The 16,954-nt window shown below is 57.8% G+C and carries 18 protein-coding genes and 1 riboswitch; of the genes, 11 read left to right on the top strand and 7 right to left on the bottom strand.

What is annotated here, in order from left to right:
- Positions 1–50: 50 nt before the first annotated feature.
- A complete protein-coding gene (locus O1723_RS14875) occupies positions 51–527 on the bottom strand; it encodes a kinase inhibitor (protein WP_014883071.1) in 477 nt (158 codons plus the stop codon).
- 48 nt (positions 528–575) lie between these two features.
- A complete protein-coding gene (bioA, locus tag O1723_RS14870; protein WP_014883072.1) occupies positions 576–1,865 on the bottom strand; it encodes an adenosylmethionine--8-amino-7-oxononanoate transaminase in 1,290 nt (429 codons plus the stop codon).
- An 86-nt stretch (positions 1,866–1,951) separates the two neighbouring features.
- Between bioA and bioB the strand changes: the two genes are divergently transcribed.
- Genes bioB through bioD form a run of 4 tightly spaced genes read left to right on the top strand, consistent with a single transcriptional unit; the run spans position 1,952 to position 5,579 of the window.
- On the top strand, positions 1,952–2,992 hold the full coding sequence (gene bioB / locus O1723_RS14865) for a biotin synthase BioB (RefSeq protein WP_008501133.1): 1,041 nt from the start codon (positions 1,952–1,954) through the stop codon (positions 2,990–2,992).
- Positions 2,989–4,146 (top strand): 8-amino-7-oxononanoate synthase, encoded by a 1,158-nt coding sequence (gene bioF, locus O1723_RS14860; RefSeq protein WP_014883073.1) that lies wholly within the window; start codon positions 2,989–2,991, stop codon positions 4,144–4,146. Before bioB ends, bioF begins: the two co-directional genes overlap by 4 nt.
- Positions 4,130–4,885 (top strand): malonyl-ACP O-methyltransferase BioC, encoded by a 756-nt coding sequence (bioC, locus tag O1723_RS14855; protein WP_014883074.1) that lies wholly within the window; start codon positions 4,130–4,132, stop codon positions 4,883–4,885. The genes bioF and bioC overlap by 17 nt, the downstream gene beginning before the upstream one ends.
- A complete protein-coding gene (gene bioD, locus O1723_RS14850) occupies positions 4,878–5,579 on the top strand; it encodes a dethiobiotin synthase (RefSeq protein ID WP_032645221.1) in 702 nt (233 codons plus the stop codon). Before bioC ends, bioD begins: the two co-directional genes overlap by 8 nt.
- Here the strand turns inward: bioD and O1723_RS14845 are convergent.
- Positions 5,542–6,264, bottom strand: a complete 723-nt coding sequence (locus O1723_RS14845) for an ABC transporter ATP-binding protein (RefSeq protein ID WP_014883076.1) — start codon at positions 6,262–6,264, stop codon at positions 5,542–5,544. The two genes, bioD and O1723_RS14845, sit on opposite strands and share 38 nt — an antisense overlap.
- A 750-nt stretch (positions 6,265–7,014) precedes the next feature.
- Here O1723_RS14845 and uvrB point away from each other — a divergent pair.
- Positions 7,015–9,030, top strand: coding sequence for an excinuclease ABC subunit UvrB (gene uvrB / locus O1723_RS14840; RefSeq protein WP_014883077.1), 2,016 nt, complete (start codon positions 7,015–7,017; stop codon positions 9,028–9,030).
- Between the two features lie 73 nt (positions 9,031–9,103).
- Here the strand turns inward: uvrB and yvcK are convergent, their stop codons facing one another.
- Positions 9,104–10,012, bottom strand: a complete 909-nt coding sequence (gene yvcK / locus O1723_RS14835) for a uridine diphosphate-N-acetylglucosamine-binding protein YvcK (RefSeq protein WP_014883078.1) — start codon at positions 10,010–10,012, stop codon at positions 9,104–9,106.
- Positions 10,013–10,238: 226 nt separating this feature from the next.
- Positions 10,239–10,373: riboswitch (molybdenum cofactor riboswitch) on the top strand.
- On the opposite strand from yvcK, the gene moaA reads away from it, so the two are divergent.
- The 6 genes from moaA to O1723_RS14805 all read left to right on the top strand — a co-directional run bounded on the left by moaA (position 10,361) and on the right by O1723_RS14805 (position 13,840).
- On the top strand, positions 10,361–11,350 hold the full coding sequence (gene moaA / locus O1723_RS14830) for a GTP 3',8-cyclase MoaA (RefSeq protein WP_023336947.1): 990 nt from the start codon (positions 10,361–10,363) through the stop codon (positions 11,348–11,350). It overlaps the preceding riboswitch by 13 nt.
- Before the next feature lie 24 nt (positions 11,351–11,374).
- Complete coding sequence (moaB, locus tag O1723_RS14825) at positions 11,375–11,887, top strand: molybdenum cofactor biosynthesis protein B (protein ID WP_023292963.1); 513 nt, start codon at positions 11,375–11,377, stop codon at positions 11,885–11,887.
- 3 nt (positions 11,888–11,890) lie between these two features.
- Entirely contained in the window at positions 11,891–12,376 is a 486-nt protein-coding gene (gene moaC, locus O1723_RS14820) for a cyclic pyranopterin monophosphate synthase MoaC (RefSeq protein WP_023336948.1), read from the top strand.
- Positions 12,369–12,614, top strand: coding sequence for a molybdopterin synthase sulfur carrier subunit (gene moaD, locus O1723_RS14815; protein WP_014883082.1), 246 nt, complete (start codon positions 12,369–12,371; stop codon positions 12,612–12,614). Before moaC ends, moaD begins: the two co-directional genes overlap by 8 nt.
- Before the next feature lies 1 nt (position 12,615).
- A complete protein-coding gene (gene moaE / locus O1723_RS14810; RefSeq protein WP_023336949.1) occupies positions 12,616–13,068 on the top strand; it encodes a molybdopterin synthase catalytic subunit MoaE in 453 nt (150 codons plus the stop codon).
- 64 nt (positions 13,069–13,132) lie between these two features.
- Positions 13,133–13,840 carry a Bax inhibitor-1/YccA family protein gene (locus O1723_RS14805; protein ID WP_014883084.1) on the top strand — a complete coding sequence of 236 codons (708 nt, stop codon included), beginning with the start codon at positions 13,133–13,135 and terminating at the stop codon, positions 13,838–13,840.
- An 89-nt stretch (positions 13,841–13,929) separates the two neighbouring features.
- Here O1723_RS14805 and O1723_RS14800 read toward each other — a convergent pair whose 3' ends face one another.
- From O1723_RS14800 to O1723_RS14790, 3 genes are read right to left on the bottom strand one after another with little or no spacing between them, the layout of a single operon-like run.
- Positions 13,930–14,892: a lysylphosphatidylglycerol synthase transmembrane domain-containing protein gene (locus tag O1723_RS14800; RefSeq protein WP_014883085.1), complete on the bottom strand. Its 963-nt coding sequence runs from the start codon at positions 14,890–14,892 to the stop codon at positions 13,930–13,932.
- Entirely contained in the window at positions 14,892–16,130 is a 1,239-nt protein-coding gene (gene clsB / locus O1723_RS14795; RefSeq protein WP_023332453.1) for a cardiolipin synthase ClsB, read from the bottom strand. The genes O1723_RS14800 and clsB overlap by 1 nt, the downstream gene beginning before the upstream one ends.
- Positions 16,127–16,888, bottom strand: a complete 762-nt coding sequence (locus O1723_RS14790) for an endonuclease/exonuclease/phosphatase family protein (protein WP_023332454.1) — start codon at positions 16,886–16,888, stop codon at positions 16,127–16,129. The genes clsB and O1723_RS14790 overlap by 4 nt, the downstream gene beginning before the upstream one ends.
- Positions 16,889–16,954: the final 66 nt, after the last annotated feature.

The following is a 16,954-nucleotide window of genomic DNA, read 5'->3' as shown; positions in this document are numbered from 1 at the left end:
ACGAGTGCAAAATGTAGGCTGGGTAAGGCGTAGCCGCCACCCGGCTTTTTTTACGAATACATCGCCGTAATCGACGCGCTACCAAGCGAATGGAAATGCACGTTAAAGCCTACCATCGCGCCACTCGCGCCTTCATCGACCTCAATCTTGTCCACATCCAGCGCATGCACCGTGAAGATATAGCGGTGGGTTTCCCCTTTTGGTGGCGCCGCGCCGCCGTAGCCCGCTTTACCAAAGTCAGTGCGCGTCTGAATAGCGCCTTCCGGCAGGGCGACCAGGCCGGAGCCGGAACCCTGCGGCAGCACGCGCGTGTCGGCAGGCAGGTTTGCTACGATCCAGTGCCACCAACCGGAGCCGGTTGGTGCATCCGGGTCGTAACAGGTCACGACAAAGCTTTTCGTGCCAGCCGGAACCTCATCCCACGCCAGGTGCGGGGAGATATTATCGCCCTGATACCCCATGCCGTTGAAAACGTGGCGTTCCGGCAGCTTTTCGCCGTCGCGCAGATCTTTGCTGATGATTTTCATACGGTTTACCCTCGTTAATCACTCGTTCTCGAAGTGTAACGCATAGGGCTAAATCGTGAAATGCGCGGGTATGTTGACCGCGTCGACTACCGCGGCGGTGAGCTTACGCAGCTGCTCAGCAGTGATGATATACGGCGGCATCAGGTAGATCAGCTTGCCGAAAGGCCGCACCCAGACGCCCTGCTCAACGAAGAAGCGCTGCAGCGCCGCCATATTCACCGGATGCGTGGTTTCAATTACCCCGATGGCACCCAGCACGCGCACGTCCGCCACAAAATGGGCTCCCGAGGCGGCGCTCAGCTCGTCTTTCAGCTGCGCTTCAATCGCCGCGACCTGCGTCTGCCACTCGCCGCTCTCCAGTATGGCGAGGCTTTCACTTGCGACGGCGCAGGCCAGAGGGTTGCCCATAAACGTCGGACCGTGCATAAAGCAGCCCGCGTCGCCGTCGCTGATGGTGTCGGCAACATGACGGGTCGTGAGGGTGGCCGAGAGTGTCATGGTGCCGCCAGTCAGCGCTTTGCCCAGGCATAAAATATCCGGGGCGATACCCGCATGCTCGCAGGCAAACAGCTTCCCGGTGCGGCCAAAGCCGGTGGCGATTTCATCGGCAATCAGCAGAATGCCCTCGCGGTCGCACATCTTGCGAATACGCTTCAGCCATTCCGGATGATACATCCGCATTCCGCCTGCGCCCTGCACAATCGGCTCCAGGATCACGGCGGCGATATCATGACGATGTGCCGCCATGAGTCGCGCGAAGCCAACCATGTCCATCTCGTTCCACTCGCCGTCGAAGCGGCTTTGCGGGGCAGGCGCGAACAGGTTTTCCGGCAGATAACCTTTCCACAGGCTGTGCATGGAGTTATCCGGGTCGCAGACCGACATCGCCCCGAAGGTATCACCATGATAGCCGTTGCGGAACGTGAGGAAGCGCTGGCGCGTTTCGCCTCTGGCGTGCCAGTACTGCAGCGCCATTTTCATCGCCACTTCCACCGCCACGGAGCCGGAATCGGCCAGGAAGACACACTCCAGCGATTCAGGGGTCATTGCCACCAGGCGACGGCACAAATCCACCGCAGGTTGATGGGTGATCCCGCCAAACATGACGTGCGACATCTGGTTAATCTGGGCCTTCATCGCCGTATTCAGGCGCGGGTGGTTATACCCGTGAATGGCCGCCCACCAGGAGGACATCCCGTCGACGAGCTGTTCACCGCTGGCAAGGTGCAGCTCGCAGCCGTGGGCCGAGGCCATCGGATAGACGGGAAGAGGGCGGGTGGTGGAGGTGTAAGGGTGCCAGATATGCTGCTTGTCGAAGGCGAGATCGTCCTGGGTCATAATCGACTTGTAAACCATTTTGAAAAGTTTTAGGTTTACGAGTATAAACCGAACCGAAAATTAACAAAACCCTTTGGAGAAGCCCGATGGCTCACCACGCACGCTGGACGATGTCGCAAGTTACTGAATTATTCAATAAACCTTTCCTTGAGCTGATGTTTGAAGCCCAACAGGTGCATCGTCAGCACTTCGATCCGCGCCATGTTCAGGTCAGCACGCTGCTGTCGATCAAGACCGGCGCCTGTCCTGAAGACTGCAAATATTGCCCACAGAGCGCACGCTATAAAACCGGTCTTGAATCCGAACGCCTGATGGAAGTAGAGCAGGTGCTCGATTCCGCGCGTAAGGCGAAAAACGCCGGCTCGACCCGCTTCTGCATGGGGGCGGCGTGGAAGAACCCGCACGATCGCGATATGCCGTATCTGGAGCAGATGGTGAAAGGGGTGAAGGAGATGGGCCTCGAAGCCTGTATGACGCTCGGAACGCTGAACGAAGAACAGGCGCAGCGCCTCTCGGCGGCAGGACTGGATTACTACAACCATAACCTCGATACCTCGCCGGAGTTTTACGGCAACATCATCACCACGCGCACCTATCAGGAGCGTCTGGATACGCTGGACAAAGTGCGTGACGCGGGGATCAAAGTCTGTTCCGGCGGTATTGTGGGCTTAGGTGAAACGGTGAAAGATCGTGCGGGTCTGCTGCTGCAGCTGGCGAACCTGCCAACGCCGCCGGAAAGCGTCCCGATTAACATGCTGGTGAAGGTCAAAGGCACGCCGCTGGCGGATAACGAGGACGTGGACGCGTTTGATTTTATTCGCACTATCGCGGTGGCGCGCATCATGATGCCGACCTCTTATGTACGCCTTTCTGCGGGCCGTGAGCAGATGAACGAGCAGACCCAGGCAATGTGCTTTATGGCCGGGGCCAACTCCATCTTCTACGGCTGCAAGCTGCTGACCACGCCGAACCCGGAGGAAGACAAAGATGTTCAGCTGTTCCGCAAGCTGGGGCTGAACCCGCATCAGACCGAGGTGCTGACGGGCGATAACGAGCAACAGCAGCAGCTGGAGCAGCAGATTTTCAATGCCGACACCGACCAGTTCTACAACGCGGCAGCAGTATGACCTGGCAGGCACGTATCCAGTCGGCGCTCGACGAGCGTCGGGCGACTGATGCGTTTCGCGTACGCAAGGTGGTCGAAAACGGCGCAGGCCGTTTTCTGACCCGCGACAGTCGGCGTTACCGTAACTTCTCCAGTAACGATTATCTCGGTCTTAGCCAGCATCCGGCTATCGTTCGCGCCTGGCAGCAGGGGGCAGAGCGGTTTGGCGTGGGCAGCGGTGGATCGGGGCACGTTAGCGGCTACACCCCGGCACATCAGGCGCTGGAGGAGGCGCTTGCCGACTGGCTGGGCTACCCGCGCGCGCTGTTGTTTATTTCGGGTTTTGCCGCCAATCAGGCGGTGATTACCGCCCTGATGGGGAAGGACGACCGCATTGTCGCCGACCGCTTAAGCCATGCCTCGCTGCTGGAAGCGGCAAGTTTGAGTCCGGCTCAGCTGCGCCGCTTTGCCCATAACGATGCGGGGCAACTCGCTGCGCTGCTGGATAAACCGTGCGAGGGGCAACAGCTGGTGGTCACAGAAGGGGTATTCAGCATGGACGGCGACAGCGCACCGCTTGCCGTACTGCACGAGGCTGCCAGACAGCAACATGCCTGGCTGCTGGTCGACGATGCCCACGGTATCGGCGTGACGGGTGATGAAGGGCGGGGAAGTGTTCACCAGCAAGGCGTCAGGCCGGAGCTGCTGATAGTCACTTTCGGCAAAGGTTTTGGCGTGAGTGGCGCCGCCGTACTGTGCAGCGAGTCCGTTGCAGACTATCTGCTGCAGTTTGCCCGGCACCTGATCTACAGCACCAGCATGCCACCGGCGCAGGCCGTGGCGTTGTCTGCGTCCCTGGCCGTCATTCGTAGCGCAGAAGGGGAGGAACGTCGCCAGCGGCTGGCAGAGCATATCTGCCGCTTCCGTCAGGGACTGGCGGCGCTTCCTTTCCGCAGTACTGATTCACAAAGTGCCATCCAGCCGGTGATCGTAGGGGAAAACGCGCAGGCGCTCTCCCTGGCACAAACGCTGCGCGATCGGGAGATGTGGGTCACGGCTATTCGTCCACCCACCGTACCGCCGGGCACGGCGCGTCTGCGGCTCACGCTGACGGCGGCGCACGAGACCGAGGATATTGCGGCACTGCTGGAGGCGCTGCATGTTGCCAGTCAATAAGCAGGCCATTGCGGCGGCGTTCGGCCGGGCCGCGCGCAGCTATTCACAGCACGATGAACTGCAGCGCCAGAGCGCACAGGGGCTGATGACGTTGCTCGGCGAGAGGCGCTTTACCCAGGTGCTTGACGCCGGGTGCGGCCCCGGCGGGAATAGCCGACTCTGGCGCGAGGCGGGAAGTCACGTGACGGCCATCGACCTGTCTCCCGCTATGCTGGATGAGGCGCGCCAGCAGCAGGCTGCGCATCGTTATCTGGTGGCGGACATCGAGGCGATTCCGCTGGCGGACGCGCAATTCGATCTGGTCTGGAGCCATCTGGCGGTGCAGTGGTGCAGCAGCCTGCCGCAGGCGTTGAGCGAGCTTTATCGCGTCGCCTGCCCGGGCGGCAAGGTGGCGTTTACCACGCTACTGGAAAGCTCGTTACCTGAGCTCAATCAGGCATGGCAGGCGGTGGATGAACAGCCGCACGCCAACCGCTTTTTGTCATATGAGCAGGTTATGCAGGCCCTGGCAGGCTGGCGCTATCGCAGTACGGTGCAGACCATCACTCTCGATTTTACCGATGCTTTAAGCGCGATGCGCTCGCTGAAGGGCATTGGCGCCACGCATCTGCATGCCGGGCGCGAGAAAAAACCGCTGACCCGGGGCCAGCTGCAGCGCCTTGAGCTGGCCTGGCCGCAGCAGCGGGGCCAGTTCCCGCTCTCTTATCAACTTTTTCATGGGATTATTGAACGTGACTGAACGTTATTTTGTCACCGGGACGGATACGGAAGTGGGCAAGACGGTTGCCAGCGCTGCCCTTTTGCAGGCGGCGCGAAAGCTTGGGAAAAACACCGCCGGGTATAAGCCTGTGGCTTCCGGCAGCGAGATGACGGCGGAGGGGTTACGTAACACCGACGCGCTGGCGCTTCAGCGTAACAGCACGCTCGAACTCGCCTATTCAGCGGTGAACCCGTATACCTTTGCCGAGCCGACCTCGCCGCACATTATCAGCGCCGATGAAGGCCGTCCGATTGATTTTGCCGTGCTCTCTGCCGGGTTACGAACCCTGGAAAGCCAGGCCGACTGGGTGCTGGTGGAAGGTGCAGGCGGGTGGTTTACGCCGCTCTCTCAGAACCAGACGTTTGCTGACTGGGTGCAGGCCGAGCAACTGCCGGTCATACTCGTTGTCGGCGTCAAGCTCGGGTGTATTAACCACGCCATGTTGACGGCGCAGGCCGTTCAGCAGGCAGGGCTGCGTCTCGCGGGCTGGATAGCCAACGACGTGGTCACGCCGGGCAAGCGACACCATGAGTATCTGACGACCCTCAAACGGGTGCTCCCCGCACCATTCCTGGGGGAGATCCCCTGGCTTGCAGACGATGCCGAACAGGCCGAAACCGGTCAGTATCTTGACCTCAGCGTCTTGCTTCCAGCGACATCCAGTGGGCAATAAGCTCATCGTTGAGTTCGTTAACGTGGCCCTGTGCCACGTTACGTCCGCGATAGAGCATGCAAAACCGATCCGCTACCCGGCGGATAAACGACAGCTGCTGTTCTGCTAGCAGCACCGTCATCCCAAGCTCCCGGTTTAGCCGTACCAGCAGTTGTGCAAGCTTATGGGCAAAGCCCTGGCCGGCACCGTGCATAGGTTCATCAAGAATCAACATACGCGGGCGATTGACCAGCGCATTTGCCAGAGCAAGCTGATACTGCGCCTCTGGCGAAAGGGCGTTGCCTCGCGTCTGACGCAGCGCGTAAAGTTCGGGAAAGAGCTTGTACACTTCACTTTTCGCTGCCGGGTCGGATTTATCCATCGCCCGCATGGCAATGTGCAAATTTTCCTCAATCGTCAGCTGAGAAAAAATCCGCCTGTCCTGCGGGACATAGCCAATCCCCGGTCCGGAACGTTGTTCGGCCGTCTGGCTGAGTAAATCACGCGGCGGCGCACCCGCTTCATGCCAGATGATGGTGCCGCTATCCACGGGTACTTTCCCGGTGATGCAATTCATTAGGGTGGTTTTTCCCATCCCTGGCAGGCCAACAACGCCGGTACACATCCCTTGCGGAAAATCTAAATCCACGTTCCATAGCGTATGTTGGCTTCCGTAAAACTGATTCACTGCACGCAGACTCAACATCTTTCTCTCCTTAAAAATGTGTCGGTGACGCTCGGTTTTTGATTGTGCAAAACCCCTGCCAGAAACCGTGAAGTGATTAAAAAAGCGGCTTTTTTAAGAATGTTCCACCACTAAGTGGGGTAAGGAAACCCGGAATTGCACATCGACGGTGCTGGCGGTGTTGAGTCGTGGTGCAGGGGAAAATGGCGGAAATGTGAGCAAGATCCCATCAGGTGGTTATGAATGACGCAACTGTTTATCGACAAAAAATAGCGATAAAAATTTTTTGTTGCCGTCTCGTGGGAAAATCCGGGAATTTGCCGAGCGGCACTCTGCACGGGCTGGAAGCAGTTATCCACTATTCCTGTGGATAACCATGTGCATTAGAGTTAGAAAACACGCGATAAGCGAGAGAAGACGCGGCTTTCGCCCAAATTGACGCGAAACGCGGCTTTAGAAAATATCGTTTAAAATTTAATTGCTTAGATAAAAGCAATTACCGTAATGAAAGTGTCACGCGCTGCCATAAAACTCTCATAACCTGGCTTGACAAATGTTAAAAAAGAAAAAGTTCTGGGGATAACCCACGTTGACTGGTTTTTTATCTCGTCAGAGTCGAAATTTTATCCATTAACGCGCTAATCCTTAAGCCGCTATGCTAAATATCCTGACATGCTACTGGTTTTTCATCCAGTGTTTTTTACTGGCATTCCTGGCAACAACGAGTAAAATTACTCACCTGCCGCTTATAACGTCATCAGGTCGTCGCCCATGAGTAAACCGTTCAAACTGAATTCTGCTTTCCGTCCATCTGGCGATCAGCCTGAGGCGATCCGTCGTCTGGAAGAGGGGCTGGAAGATGGGCTTGCGCACCAGACGCTGCTGGGGGTAACCGGTTCCGGTAAAACGTTCACCATCGCCAACGTGATCGCGGATCTGCAGCGCCCTACGATGGTGCTTGCCCCCAACAAAACCCTCGCGGCACAGCTTTACGGCGAGATGAAAGAGTTCTTCCCGGAGAACGCCGTTGAGTATTTCGTCTCCTACTACGATTACTACCAGCCGGAAGCCTATGTGCCGAGCTCTGACACCTTCATTGAGAAAGATGCCTCAGTGAACGAACACATCGAGCAGATGCGACTGTCGGCGACCAAGGCGCTGCTGGAGCGTCGCGATGTGGTTGTGGTGGCGTCGGTTTCGGCGATTTACGGCCTGGGCGACCCGGACCTCTATCTGAAGATGATGCTCCACCTGACGCAGGGGATGATCATCGATCAGCGTGCGATTTTGCGCCGTCTGGCGGAGTTGCAGTACACCCGTAACGACCAGGCATTTCAGCGCGGAACGTTCCGCGTGCGCGGGGAGGTGATCGACATCTTCCCGGCGGAATCGGACGATATGGCGCTGCGCGTTGAGCTGTTTGATGAAGAGGTTGAACGTTTATCGTTGTTTGACCCGCTAACCGGTCACGTTGAGTCGGTGATCCAGCGTTTTACCATCTACCCTAAAACGCACTACGTGACGCCGCGCGAGCGTATCGTGCAGGCGATGGAAGAGATCAAAGTGGAGCTGGCTGAACGCCGTAAGGTGCTTCTGGCGAACAATAAGCTGCTGGAAGAGCAGCGCCTGAGCCAGCGAACCCAGTTCGATCTGGAGATGATGAACGAGCTCGGCTACTGCTCCGGCATTGAAAACTACTCCCGTTTCCTCTCCGGTCGTGGGCCGGGTGAGCCGCCGCCGACGCTGTTTGACTACCTTCCGGCCGACGGCTTGCTGGTGATAGACGAATCCCACGTCACCATTCCGCAGATTGGCGGGATGTACCGCGGTGACCGCGCGCGTAAAGAGACGCTGGTGGAGTACGGGTTCCGTCTGCCGTCGGCACTGGATAACCGTCCGATGAAGTTTGAAGAGTTTGAGGCGCTGGCGCCACAAACTATTTATGTGTCGGCCACGCCGGGCAACTACGAGCTGGAGAAATCGGGCGATGAGGTGATTGATCAGGTGGTTCGTCCGACCGGGCTGCTGGATCCGATTATCGAAGTGCGTCCGGTGGCGACCCAGGTGGACGATCTGCTTTCTGAGATCCGCAAGCGTGCCGCCATCAACGAGCGTGTGCTGGTGACCACGCTCACTAAGCGTATGGCGGAAGACCTGACCGAGTATCTGGAAGAGCACGGTGAGAAGGTGCGTTATCTGCACTCGGATATCGATACCGTAGAGCGTATGGAGATCATCCGCGATTTGCGTCTGGGTGAGTTTGACGTGCTGGTAGGGATCAACCTGTTGCGAGAGGGGCTGGATATGCCGGAAGTCTCGCTGGTGGCGATTCTGGACGCGGATAAAGAGGGCTTCCTGCGTTCCGAGCGCTCGCTGATCCAGACCATTGGCCGCGCCGCGCGTAACGTCAATGGCAAAGCGATTCTCTACGGCGATAAAATTACCCCGTCAATGGCGAAAGCGATTGGCGAAACCGAACGCCGCCGTGAGAAACAGCAGCGCTATAACGAAGAGCACGGCATTACTCCGCAGGGGCTGAACAAGAAAGTGGTGGATATTCTGGCGCTCGGTCAGAACATTGCGAAGACCAAAGCGAAAGGCCGCGGCAAAGCGCGTTCCGTGGTGGAAGAAGATACCGTCGTACTGACGCCGAAAGCGCTGCAGCAGAAGATCCACGAGCTGGAGGCGCAGATGATGCAGCACGCCCAGAACCTGGAGTTCGAAGAGGCGGCACAGATCCGCGATCAGCTTCATCAGCTGCGGGATTTGTTTATTGCGGCATCGTGAGTCGGTGATGTGTTTTCTCCCTCTCCCTGTGGGAGAGGGCCGGGGTGAGGGCAACAGGCCGCATAAAACGAACCTAACCCAGCGCCTGAATCGCCTTCTCCAGCGCTTCGCGCAGCAGATGGCGGTCGTGGCGGTATTTAATATCGCTGGCCTCCAGCGGCTCCTGAATCACCACCCGCTCGCCGATACCGGAGACATCCACCTTCGGCCCAACCACCACGCCGTCGATGATTTTCTTGCCGACGTACTGCTCCATCAGGCTCAGTTTATCTGCCAGCGACAGGCTTGCCGCCGCCGGGCTCAGTTCACGCCCCAGATTACCGATGTAAACCATCGGAGCAGGGGTGCGACGCAGCGCCTGCGCCAGCTCTTTGACCAGCAGGATCGGCATCAGGCTGGTATAAAAACTGCCCGGGCCAATCAGGATTAAATCCGCTTCGCCAATCGCTTCGACGGCTTCACGCGTCGCCGGTACGCTCGGGTAGGTCATCAGCTCTTTTGGCGGCAGCAGAAGCTGGTCGATATTCACTTCGCCGTACACTTCGTGATCGTCAGCATCAATGGCCATTAAATCCACCGGCTGTTCTGACATCGGGATCAGGAACGCATCCACCTTCAGCAGATTTCGTATCAAATTGATGGCTTCAAGCGGACGCACGCTCAGGTGATCCAGCGCCTTAAGCATTAAATTTCCAAGGTTATGCCCGGAAAGTTCCCCGTTGCCGCCAAAACGGTACTCAAACATCGCTGATGCGACGCTCGGTTCGGTAATCAGCTGGTTGAGACAGTTGCGCATATCCCCCCAGGCGATGCCGCCTTCGGCACGTCTGATCCGCCCGGTTGAGCCGCCATTATCGGTGGTTGTCACTATCCCTGTCAGCCTTGAGCCCAGTGACGACAAAGAGGACATCACCCGGCCCAGACCGTGGCCTCCGCCAAGAGCGACCACTCGGTCAAGATCCGCAAAAGTGCGATTGCGCATACCAATTCCTTATCACGTTTGATCTGCGTAACACTACCTGAACTACCCCTAAAAGACGATGCCTCATACGAAGCAAAATGACGTATATCAATGCGAAAAGAGGGTTTTTAGGTATTCTGTAGCGAAAATGCACGATTGGGTCGTTATATACATAATTATATAGCGAAAGGCGATGATGGCGAAGTGAGAATTTCCGCGCTACTATCGCCATAACCACGTTTTCGAATTTGAAAACATACACTCTAGCCTTTGTGCCTGTGTCGAAAGATATGGCGCTCTGGCCGTGGCGGATCTGCCACCAGGGTACAGAAAGAAATGACTGTGCCTCCCGTATCTGGAAAGGTGTACATGGCTTCACAACTGACTGATGCTTTCGCGCGTAAGTTTTATTACTTACGTCTGTCGATTACCGATGTGTGCAACTTCCGTTGCACCTACTGCCTGCCCGACGGTTACAAACCGGGCAGCGTCACCAATAACGGCTTTCTCTCCGTGGATGAGGTGCGCCGCGTTACGCGCGCGTTCTCCGGGCTTGGCACCGAAAAGGTCAGGCTGACCGGAGGCGAACCTTCTCTGCGCCGTGATTTCCCCGACATCATTGCCGCCGTGCGTGAAAACGAACATATCCGCCAGATTGCGGTGACCACCAACGGTTACCGGATGGCGCGTGATGTGGCGACCTGGCGCGACGCGGGCTTAACCGCCATCAACGTCAGCGTGGACAGCCTCGATGCCCGCCAGTTTCACGCCATTACCGGCCAGGACAAGTTCCGCCAGGTGATGGACGGCATCGACGCGGCATTCGCGGCCGGGTTCGAGAAAGTCAAAGTCAATACGGTGCTGATGCGTGATGTGAACCATCATCAGCTCGATACCTTCCTGGCGTGGATCAAATCCCGTCCCATCCAGCTGCGTTTTATCGAGCTGATGGAAACCGGTGAGGGCAGTGACCTGTTCCGCCGCCATCACATTTCCGGCATGGTGTTGCGCGACGAGCTGCTCAAACGCGGCTGGATCCACCAGATCCGCCAGCGCAGCGACGGCCCGGCGCAGGTCTTCTGCCACCCGGATTACGAGGGTGAGATTGGCCTTATCATGCCCTATGAGAAAGACTTCTGCGCCAGCTGTAACCGTCTGCGCGTCTCCTCCGTGGGCAAGCTCCATCTCTGCCTGTTCGGCGACGGCGGCGTAGATCTGCGCGATCTGCTGGAAGACGATGCTCAACAGGCCGTGCTTGAAGCGCGCATTTCTGAAGCGCTGACGCACAAAAAACAGACCCACTTCTTGCATCAGGGCAACACCGGCATTACTCAGAACCTGTCTTATATTGGCGGGTGATCAGGCTTAAGAAGGAATCAGAAGATGAGTCAGGTAAGCGCAGAATTTATCCCGACACGCATTGCTATTCTTACCGTTTCCGACCGCCGTGGCGAAGAGGATGATACGTCCGGCCACTGGCTGCGCGAGGCGGCCCATGATGCGGGGCATCACATCGTCGATAAAGCGATTGTGAAAGAGAACCGCTACGCCATTCGCGCGCAGGTTTCGCAGTGGATTGCCAGCGATGAAGTGCAGGTGGTATTGATCACCGGCGGCACCGGTTTTACCGCAGGCGATCAGGCGCCTGAAGCGCTGATCCCGCTGTTTGACCGCGAAGTGGAAGGCTTCGGCGAAGTATTCCGCATGCTCTCCTTTGAGGAGATTGGTACCTCCACGCTGCAGTCGCGCGCCGTCGCCGGGGTGGCCAACAACACCCTGATTTTCGCCATGCCGGGCTCGACCAAAGCCTGCCGTACCGCATGGGAAAACATCATCGCCCCGCAGCTGGATGCCCGTACCCGTCCATGTAATTTTCATCCCCATTTAAAGAAATAAGCTATGTCACAACTGACCCACATTAACGCCGCCGGCGAAGCGCATATGGTGGATGTCTCCGCCAAAGCGGAAACGGTGCGCGAGGCGCGCGCGGAAGCGTTCGTTACCATGCAGCCGGCAACGCTGGCGATGATTATCGACGGCAGCCACCACAAGGGTGACGTCTTTGCCACCGCCCGCATCGCCGGTATTCAGGCCGCCAAGCGCACCTGGGACCTCATTCCCCTTTGCCATCCGCTGATGCTTAGCAAGGTGGAAGTGAACCTGCAGGCGCAGCCGGAGCATAATCGGGTGCGCATTGAGTCCCTGTGCCGCTTAACCGGGAAGACCGGCGTTGAGATGGAAGCCCTGACGGCAGCCTCCGTTGCCGCGCTGACCATCTACGACATGTGTAAAGCGGTGCAGAAAGATATGGTGATTGGCCCGGTTCGCCTGCTGGCAAAAAGCGGCGGCAAATCCGGTGATTTTAAGGTGGACAGCCATGATTAAGGTGCTCTTTTTTGCCCAGGTGCGCGAGCTGGTGAATACCGACAGCCTGACGCTGGAGGGCTCTTTTGAAAACGTCGCCGCCCTGCGTGCGCATCTGGCCGCACAGGGCGAACGCTGGGCGCTGGCGCTGGACGAAAGTAAGCTGCTGGCCGCCGTGAACCAGACGCTGGTTGAGTTCAGCCATCCACTAACCGCAGGGGATGAAGTGGCCTTCTTTCCGCCGGTCACAGGGGGTTAAGATGGCTGAGACCCGAATTCTGGTGAGCCCGGCGCGTTTTAACGTGGGGACAGAATATGACTGGCTGGCCGAGCGTGACGAAGACGGCGCGGTCGTGACGTTCACCGGCAAGGTACGCAATCACAACCTCGGTGACAGCGTGAAGGCGCTGACGCTGGAGCACTACCCGGGCATGACGGAGAAATCGCTGGTGGCCATTGTGGAAGAAGCGCGTGGCCGCTGGCCGCTCGGGCGCGTCACGGTGATCCACCGCATCGGCGAGATGTGGCCAGGCGAAGAGATTGTTTTCGTGGGCGTGACCAGCGCGCACCGCGGTAGCGCGTTTGCGGCAGGGGAGTTCATGATGGATTACCTCAAAACTAAAGCGCCGTTCTGGAAGCGGGAAGCGACGCCGGAAGGGGAGCGCTGGGTGGAATCCCGCGATAGTGATAAACAAGCCGCCAGCCGTTGGTAGTCGGTTGACGTGGATGTGTTAATCTTAACGTGTGTGTCTACTTAATCTTAATCAGGAGTGAATCATGGACCGATTTCCGCGTTCCGATTCAATAGTACAGCAGACCCGTAGCGGCCTGCAGACGTATATGGCTCAGGTGTACGGCTGGATGACAGTTGGCCTGCTGCTTACCGCGTTTATCGCGTGGTATGCGGCGAACACGCCTGAACTGATGATGTTTATCTTCTCCAGCAAAATCACCTTCTTTGGGCTGATTATCGCGCAGCTGGCGCTGGTGTTTGTCCTCTCCGGGCTGGTGCAAAAGCTCAGTGCGGGGATGGCGACCACGCTGTTTATGCTCTATTCGGCGCTAACGGGGCTGACGCTTTCCAGTATTTTCATCGTCTACACCTATTCCTCCATTGCCAGCACGTTTGTGGTGACCGGCGGGATGTTCGGCGCGATGAGCCTTTACGGCTACACCACCAAACGTGACCTGAGCGGTTTCGGCAGCATGCTGTTTATGGGGCTGATCGGGATTGTGCTGGCGTCGCTGGTGAACCTGTGGCTGAAGAGTGAAGCGCTGATGTGGGCCGTGACCTACATCGGTGTGGTGGTCTTCGTTGGGCTGACGGCGTATGACACCCAGAAGCTGAAAAACATCGGCGAGCAGATCGACGTGCGCGACAGTTCAAACCTGCGCAAATACTCGATTCTGGGCGCGCTGACGCTCTATCTGGACTTCATCAACCTGTTCCTGATGTTGCTGCGTATTTTCGGCAACCGTCGTTAAGGTTGTTTTGCCGGGTGGCGGCTTCGCCTTACCCGGCCTACGAAACGCGAACCGTAGGTCGGGTAAGGCGAAGCCGCCACCCGACTTATTCACTTCGCTAACATCCTCTCATTCTTCGCCCGTAGTTTCTTCGCCCGACTCTCCAGCACCAGATAACAGACCGTGGCCAGCGCCAGCGGCAGGAAGTAATAGAGCATGCGGTAGGCGAGCAGGGCGGCAATAATCGCTCCCTGAGAAACATGCTCTCCGGCCAGAAGCGCAATGAACACCGCCTCCAGCACCCCAATCCCCGCCGGGATATGCACAATAACCCCGGCGATACTGCTCACCAGCAGCACGCCCAACACGAAGAAGTAATTCACGTCCTCGCCAATCAACAGCCAGATAATTGCTCCCATCGCCATCCAGTTAGCGCTGGATACCGCCATCTGCAGCATGGCAAACTTCCACGACGGCAATACCAGTTTCTGCCCTCTGAGGGTCATATGACGGCGTTTAGCAAACGCGCAGGCCCACAGATAAAAAGCGATAATCAGCAGCAGCACGATGCCGAGAATACGCAGCGTGGCTTCATCGATGTACCAGTGCGCGGGCAGCTGGACCACGCCGATGGTGAAAATCACCCCGCCGAGCAGAATATAGCCCAGCCAGTTAGTGGTGATGCTCAGGGAAAAAATGCGGGTTATAGTCCCGCCCGGCAGCCCGAGACGCGAGTAGAGGCGATAGCGCATGCCAATCCCCCCGACCCAGGTACTCAGCGTCAGGTTGAAGGCGTAGCAAATAAACGACACCAGCATCACCTGGCGTTTAGCCAGCTTGTGGCCGCAGTATGCCCGGCCCAGCAGGTCGTAGCAGCCGTACATCAGGTAGCTCACGATCACCAGCCCTGTCGCGCCCAGCAGCACCATCCGGTTGTAGTTGCGGATAACTTTCCACACCTCCTCCCAGTCAACTTTTTGGGCGTAAACCACCAGCAGCACGGCGACCGCAATAAAGAACACCCAGGTGAGAATTTTTTTCGCCAGCCGCCAGCGCGGATGTGATTTCGACATCAGGGTTTGCCTCCATCTTCCGCTTCAACGCGGTCCTGGGTTTCCATTTCGGGTTGTACCGGCGGGTCCACCTGCGCCAGCTTCGGCGTATGCGCTGGCAGCCAGCCGACCATCGCCGGGAAATGGCGAAGGAAGTGGAACACCACTACGCTGATGCCCAGGTTCCACCAGGTGCGTTTCGGCACCATAGACTCATCCACGCGCACGCAGTCGTTAACAATTAGGGCCTGCAAATTATCCCGCAGGGTCTGATTAAACTGGCGATCGTGGATGATCAGGTTAGCTTCGAGATTTAGCGATAAGCTCAGCGGATCCAGGTTGCTGGAGCCGACGGTGGCCCAGTGATCGTCCATCAGCGCGACTTTGCCATGTAGCGGCCGACGGCGATATTCGTAGATCTGAACGCCGCCTTTGACCAGATAGTTATACAGCAGCCGCGCGCCAACTTTGACTATCGGCATATCCGGCTCGCCCTGCACAATCAGCTTCACCCGTACGCCGCGCCGGGCCGCATTACGCATGGCATGCAGCAGGCGATAGCCCGGGAAAAAGTAGGCGTTAGCAATGATCACTTCGCGCTTCGCGTTGGCGAGCATCTTCAGGTAATGGCGTTCAATATCGTCCCGGTGCTCGCCGTTATCGCGCCAGACGAAAAGGGCCTGCGCTTCGCCGGGCTTGCGGTTCTCCTCCGGGCGATGGCGGCGTTTCCACCAGCGGCGAACGGCCTCTTTCCCCGGCAGGTTCTCCAGTTCGAATAATACGATGTCCTGTACTACCGGGCCCTCAATGCGAATGGCGTAATCCTGTTTTGCTTCCGGGCCGTAGTCGGACATATGTTCAGCTGAGTAGTTAATGCCGCCGACAAACGCCACCGCCTCATCCACCACCACAATTTTGCGGTGCATCCGCCGGAAAAGGTTGGTACGCATGCCAAACAGGCGCGGGCCGGGATCGTAGTAGCGGAACACCACGCCCGCAGCGGTCAGTTCATTCACGAACCCGTCGCTGAGGTCCGGTGAGCCATAGCCGTCCAGCAGCGCTTCAATTTTGACGCCGCGCCGGGCGGCACGCAGCAGTACGCTGTGTAACTGTTTGCCCACGTCGTCCTCGAACCAGATAAAGGTTTCGAGGATCACTCTCTGCTTAGCGTTATCAATCGCCTTAAAGACGGCCGGGTAATACTCGTCGCCGTTGACCAGCAGCGAGATCCGGTTGCCTTCCTGCCAGGAACATTTCATAAGTGGATCTCCGCGCTGAGCGGGGCATGGTCGGACAGATGTCGCCAGTTAAGTAAGGCCAGCGCCGTCGGGCTGCTGGCATGGGCATTTTTCACGTAGATACGGTCCAGGCGCAGCAGGGGAAAGCGCACCGGGAACGTCCGTGCCGGGCGACCATGGGCCCGGGTAAAAATCTCCTCCAGCCCTGCATTGACCTTCAGAGGATGGTTCGCGCGCTGCCGCCAGTCGTTAAAATCACCGGCCACGACCACGGGTTCACCGTCGGGAAGCGCATTGGTCCAGTCAGCCAGCATCTGTAGCTGCGCCTGACGGTGGGCTTCGCGCAGGCCAAGATGCACGCAACCGACATGAATGGGCACCGTGAGTGCCGGTGGCGCGATGCGGCAGTATAGCAGCCCGCGCTTTTCGCTCTCACCCACGGAAACGTCCCGGTTCTCATAATGTTCGATAGGAAAACGTGACAGCACCGCGTTCCCGTGATGGCCTTCCGGATAGACCGCGTTGCGCCCGTAGGCGTAATCACTCCACATCGTGTCGGCCAGAAATTCATAGTGCGGCGTATCGGGCCAGTTCTCGAAATGCATGGGATGCACCTCGTGCGCGCCCATCACCTCCTGCAGGCAGACAATGTCCGCGCTGACGGTGCGAACCGCGTCGCGCAGCTCCGGTAAAATGAAGCGGCGATTAAATGCTGTGAAGCCTTTATGAATGTTTATCGTCAGCACTTTAAGCGAGAAATGCTGCATTTTTTGAGTCATAAGCCCCTTCCTGAGTGACTATCCCAATGAAAATAAAGTGTAGTCGGCGTCACAAAAAGATGCGGC

Source organism: Enterobacter cloacae complex sp. HYC080_NIDB (genome assembly GCF_056673325.1).
The sequence above is the reverse complement of the archived record's forward strand: the minus strand, read 5'-3'. Positions and strand labels throughout refer to the sequence as shown.

Excerpts from the sequence above, each read along its gene's own strand:
- O1723_RS14875 (WP_014883071.1), bottom strand. The coding sequence starts at position 527 with ATGAAAATCATCAGCAAAGATCTGCGCGACGGCGAAAAGCTGCCGGAA.
- bioA (WP_014883072.1), bottom strand. The coding sequence starts at position 1,865 with ATGACCCAGGACGATCTCGCCTTCGACAAGCAGCATATCTGGCACCCT.
- bioB (WP_008501133.1), top strand. The coding sequence starts at position 1,952 with ATGGCTCACCACGCACGCTGGACGATGTCGCAAGTTACTGAATTATTC.
- bioF (WP_014883073.1), top strand. The coding sequence starts at position 2,989 with ATGACCTGGCAGGCACGTATCCAGTCGGCGCTCGACGAGCGTCGGGCG.
- bioC (WP_014883074.1), top strand. The coding sequence starts at position 4,130 with ATGTTGCCAGTCAATAAGCAGGCCATTGCGGCGGCGTTCGGCCGGGCC.
- O1723_RS14845 (WP_014883076.1), bottom strand. The coding sequence starts at position 6,264 with ATGTTGAGTCTGCGTGCAGTGAATCAGTTTTACGGAAGCCAACATACG.
- uvrB (WP_014883077.1), top strand. The coding sequence starts at position 7,015 with ATGAGTAAACCGTTCAAACTGAATTCTGCTTTCCGTCCATCTGGCGAT.
- yvcK (WP_014883078.1), bottom strand. The coding sequence starts at position 10,012 with ATGCGCAATCGCACTTTTGCGGATCTTGACCGAGTGGTCGCTCTTGGC.
- moaA (WP_023336947.1), top strand. The coding sequence starts at position 10,361 with ATGGCTTCACAACTGACTGATGCTTTCGCGCGTAAGTTTTATTACTTA.
- moaB (WP_023292963.1), top strand. The coding sequence starts at position 11,375 with ATGAGTCAGGTAAGCGCAGAATTTATCCCGACACGCATTGCTATTCTT.
- moaC (WP_023336948.1), top strand. The coding sequence starts at position 11,891 with ATGTCACAACTGACCCACATTAACGCCGCCGGCGAAGCGCATATGGTG.
- moaD (WP_014883082.1), top strand. The coding sequence starts at position 12,369 with ATGATTAAGGTGCTCTTTTTTGCCCAGGTGCGCGAGCTGGTGAATACC.
- moaE (WP_023336949.1), top strand. The coding sequence starts at position 12,616 with ATGGCTGAGACCCGAATTCTGGTGAGCCCGGCGCGTTTTAACGTGGGG.
- O1723_RS14805 (WP_014883084.1), top strand. The coding sequence starts at position 13,133 with ATGGACCGATTTCCGCGTTCCGATTCAATAGTACAGCAGACCCGTAGC.
- O1723_RS14800 (WP_014883085.1), bottom strand. The coding sequence starts at position 14,892 with ATGTCGAAATCACATCCGCGCTGGCGGCTGGCGAAAAAAATTCTCACC.
- clsB (WP_023332453.1), bottom strand. The coding sequence starts at position 16,130 with ATGAAATGTTCCTGGCAGGAAGGCAACCGGATCTCGCTGCTGGTCAAC.
- O1723_RS14790 (WP_023332454.1), bottom strand. The coding sequence starts at position 16,888 with ATGACTCAAAAAATGCAGCATTTCTCGCTTAAAGTGCTGACGATAAAC.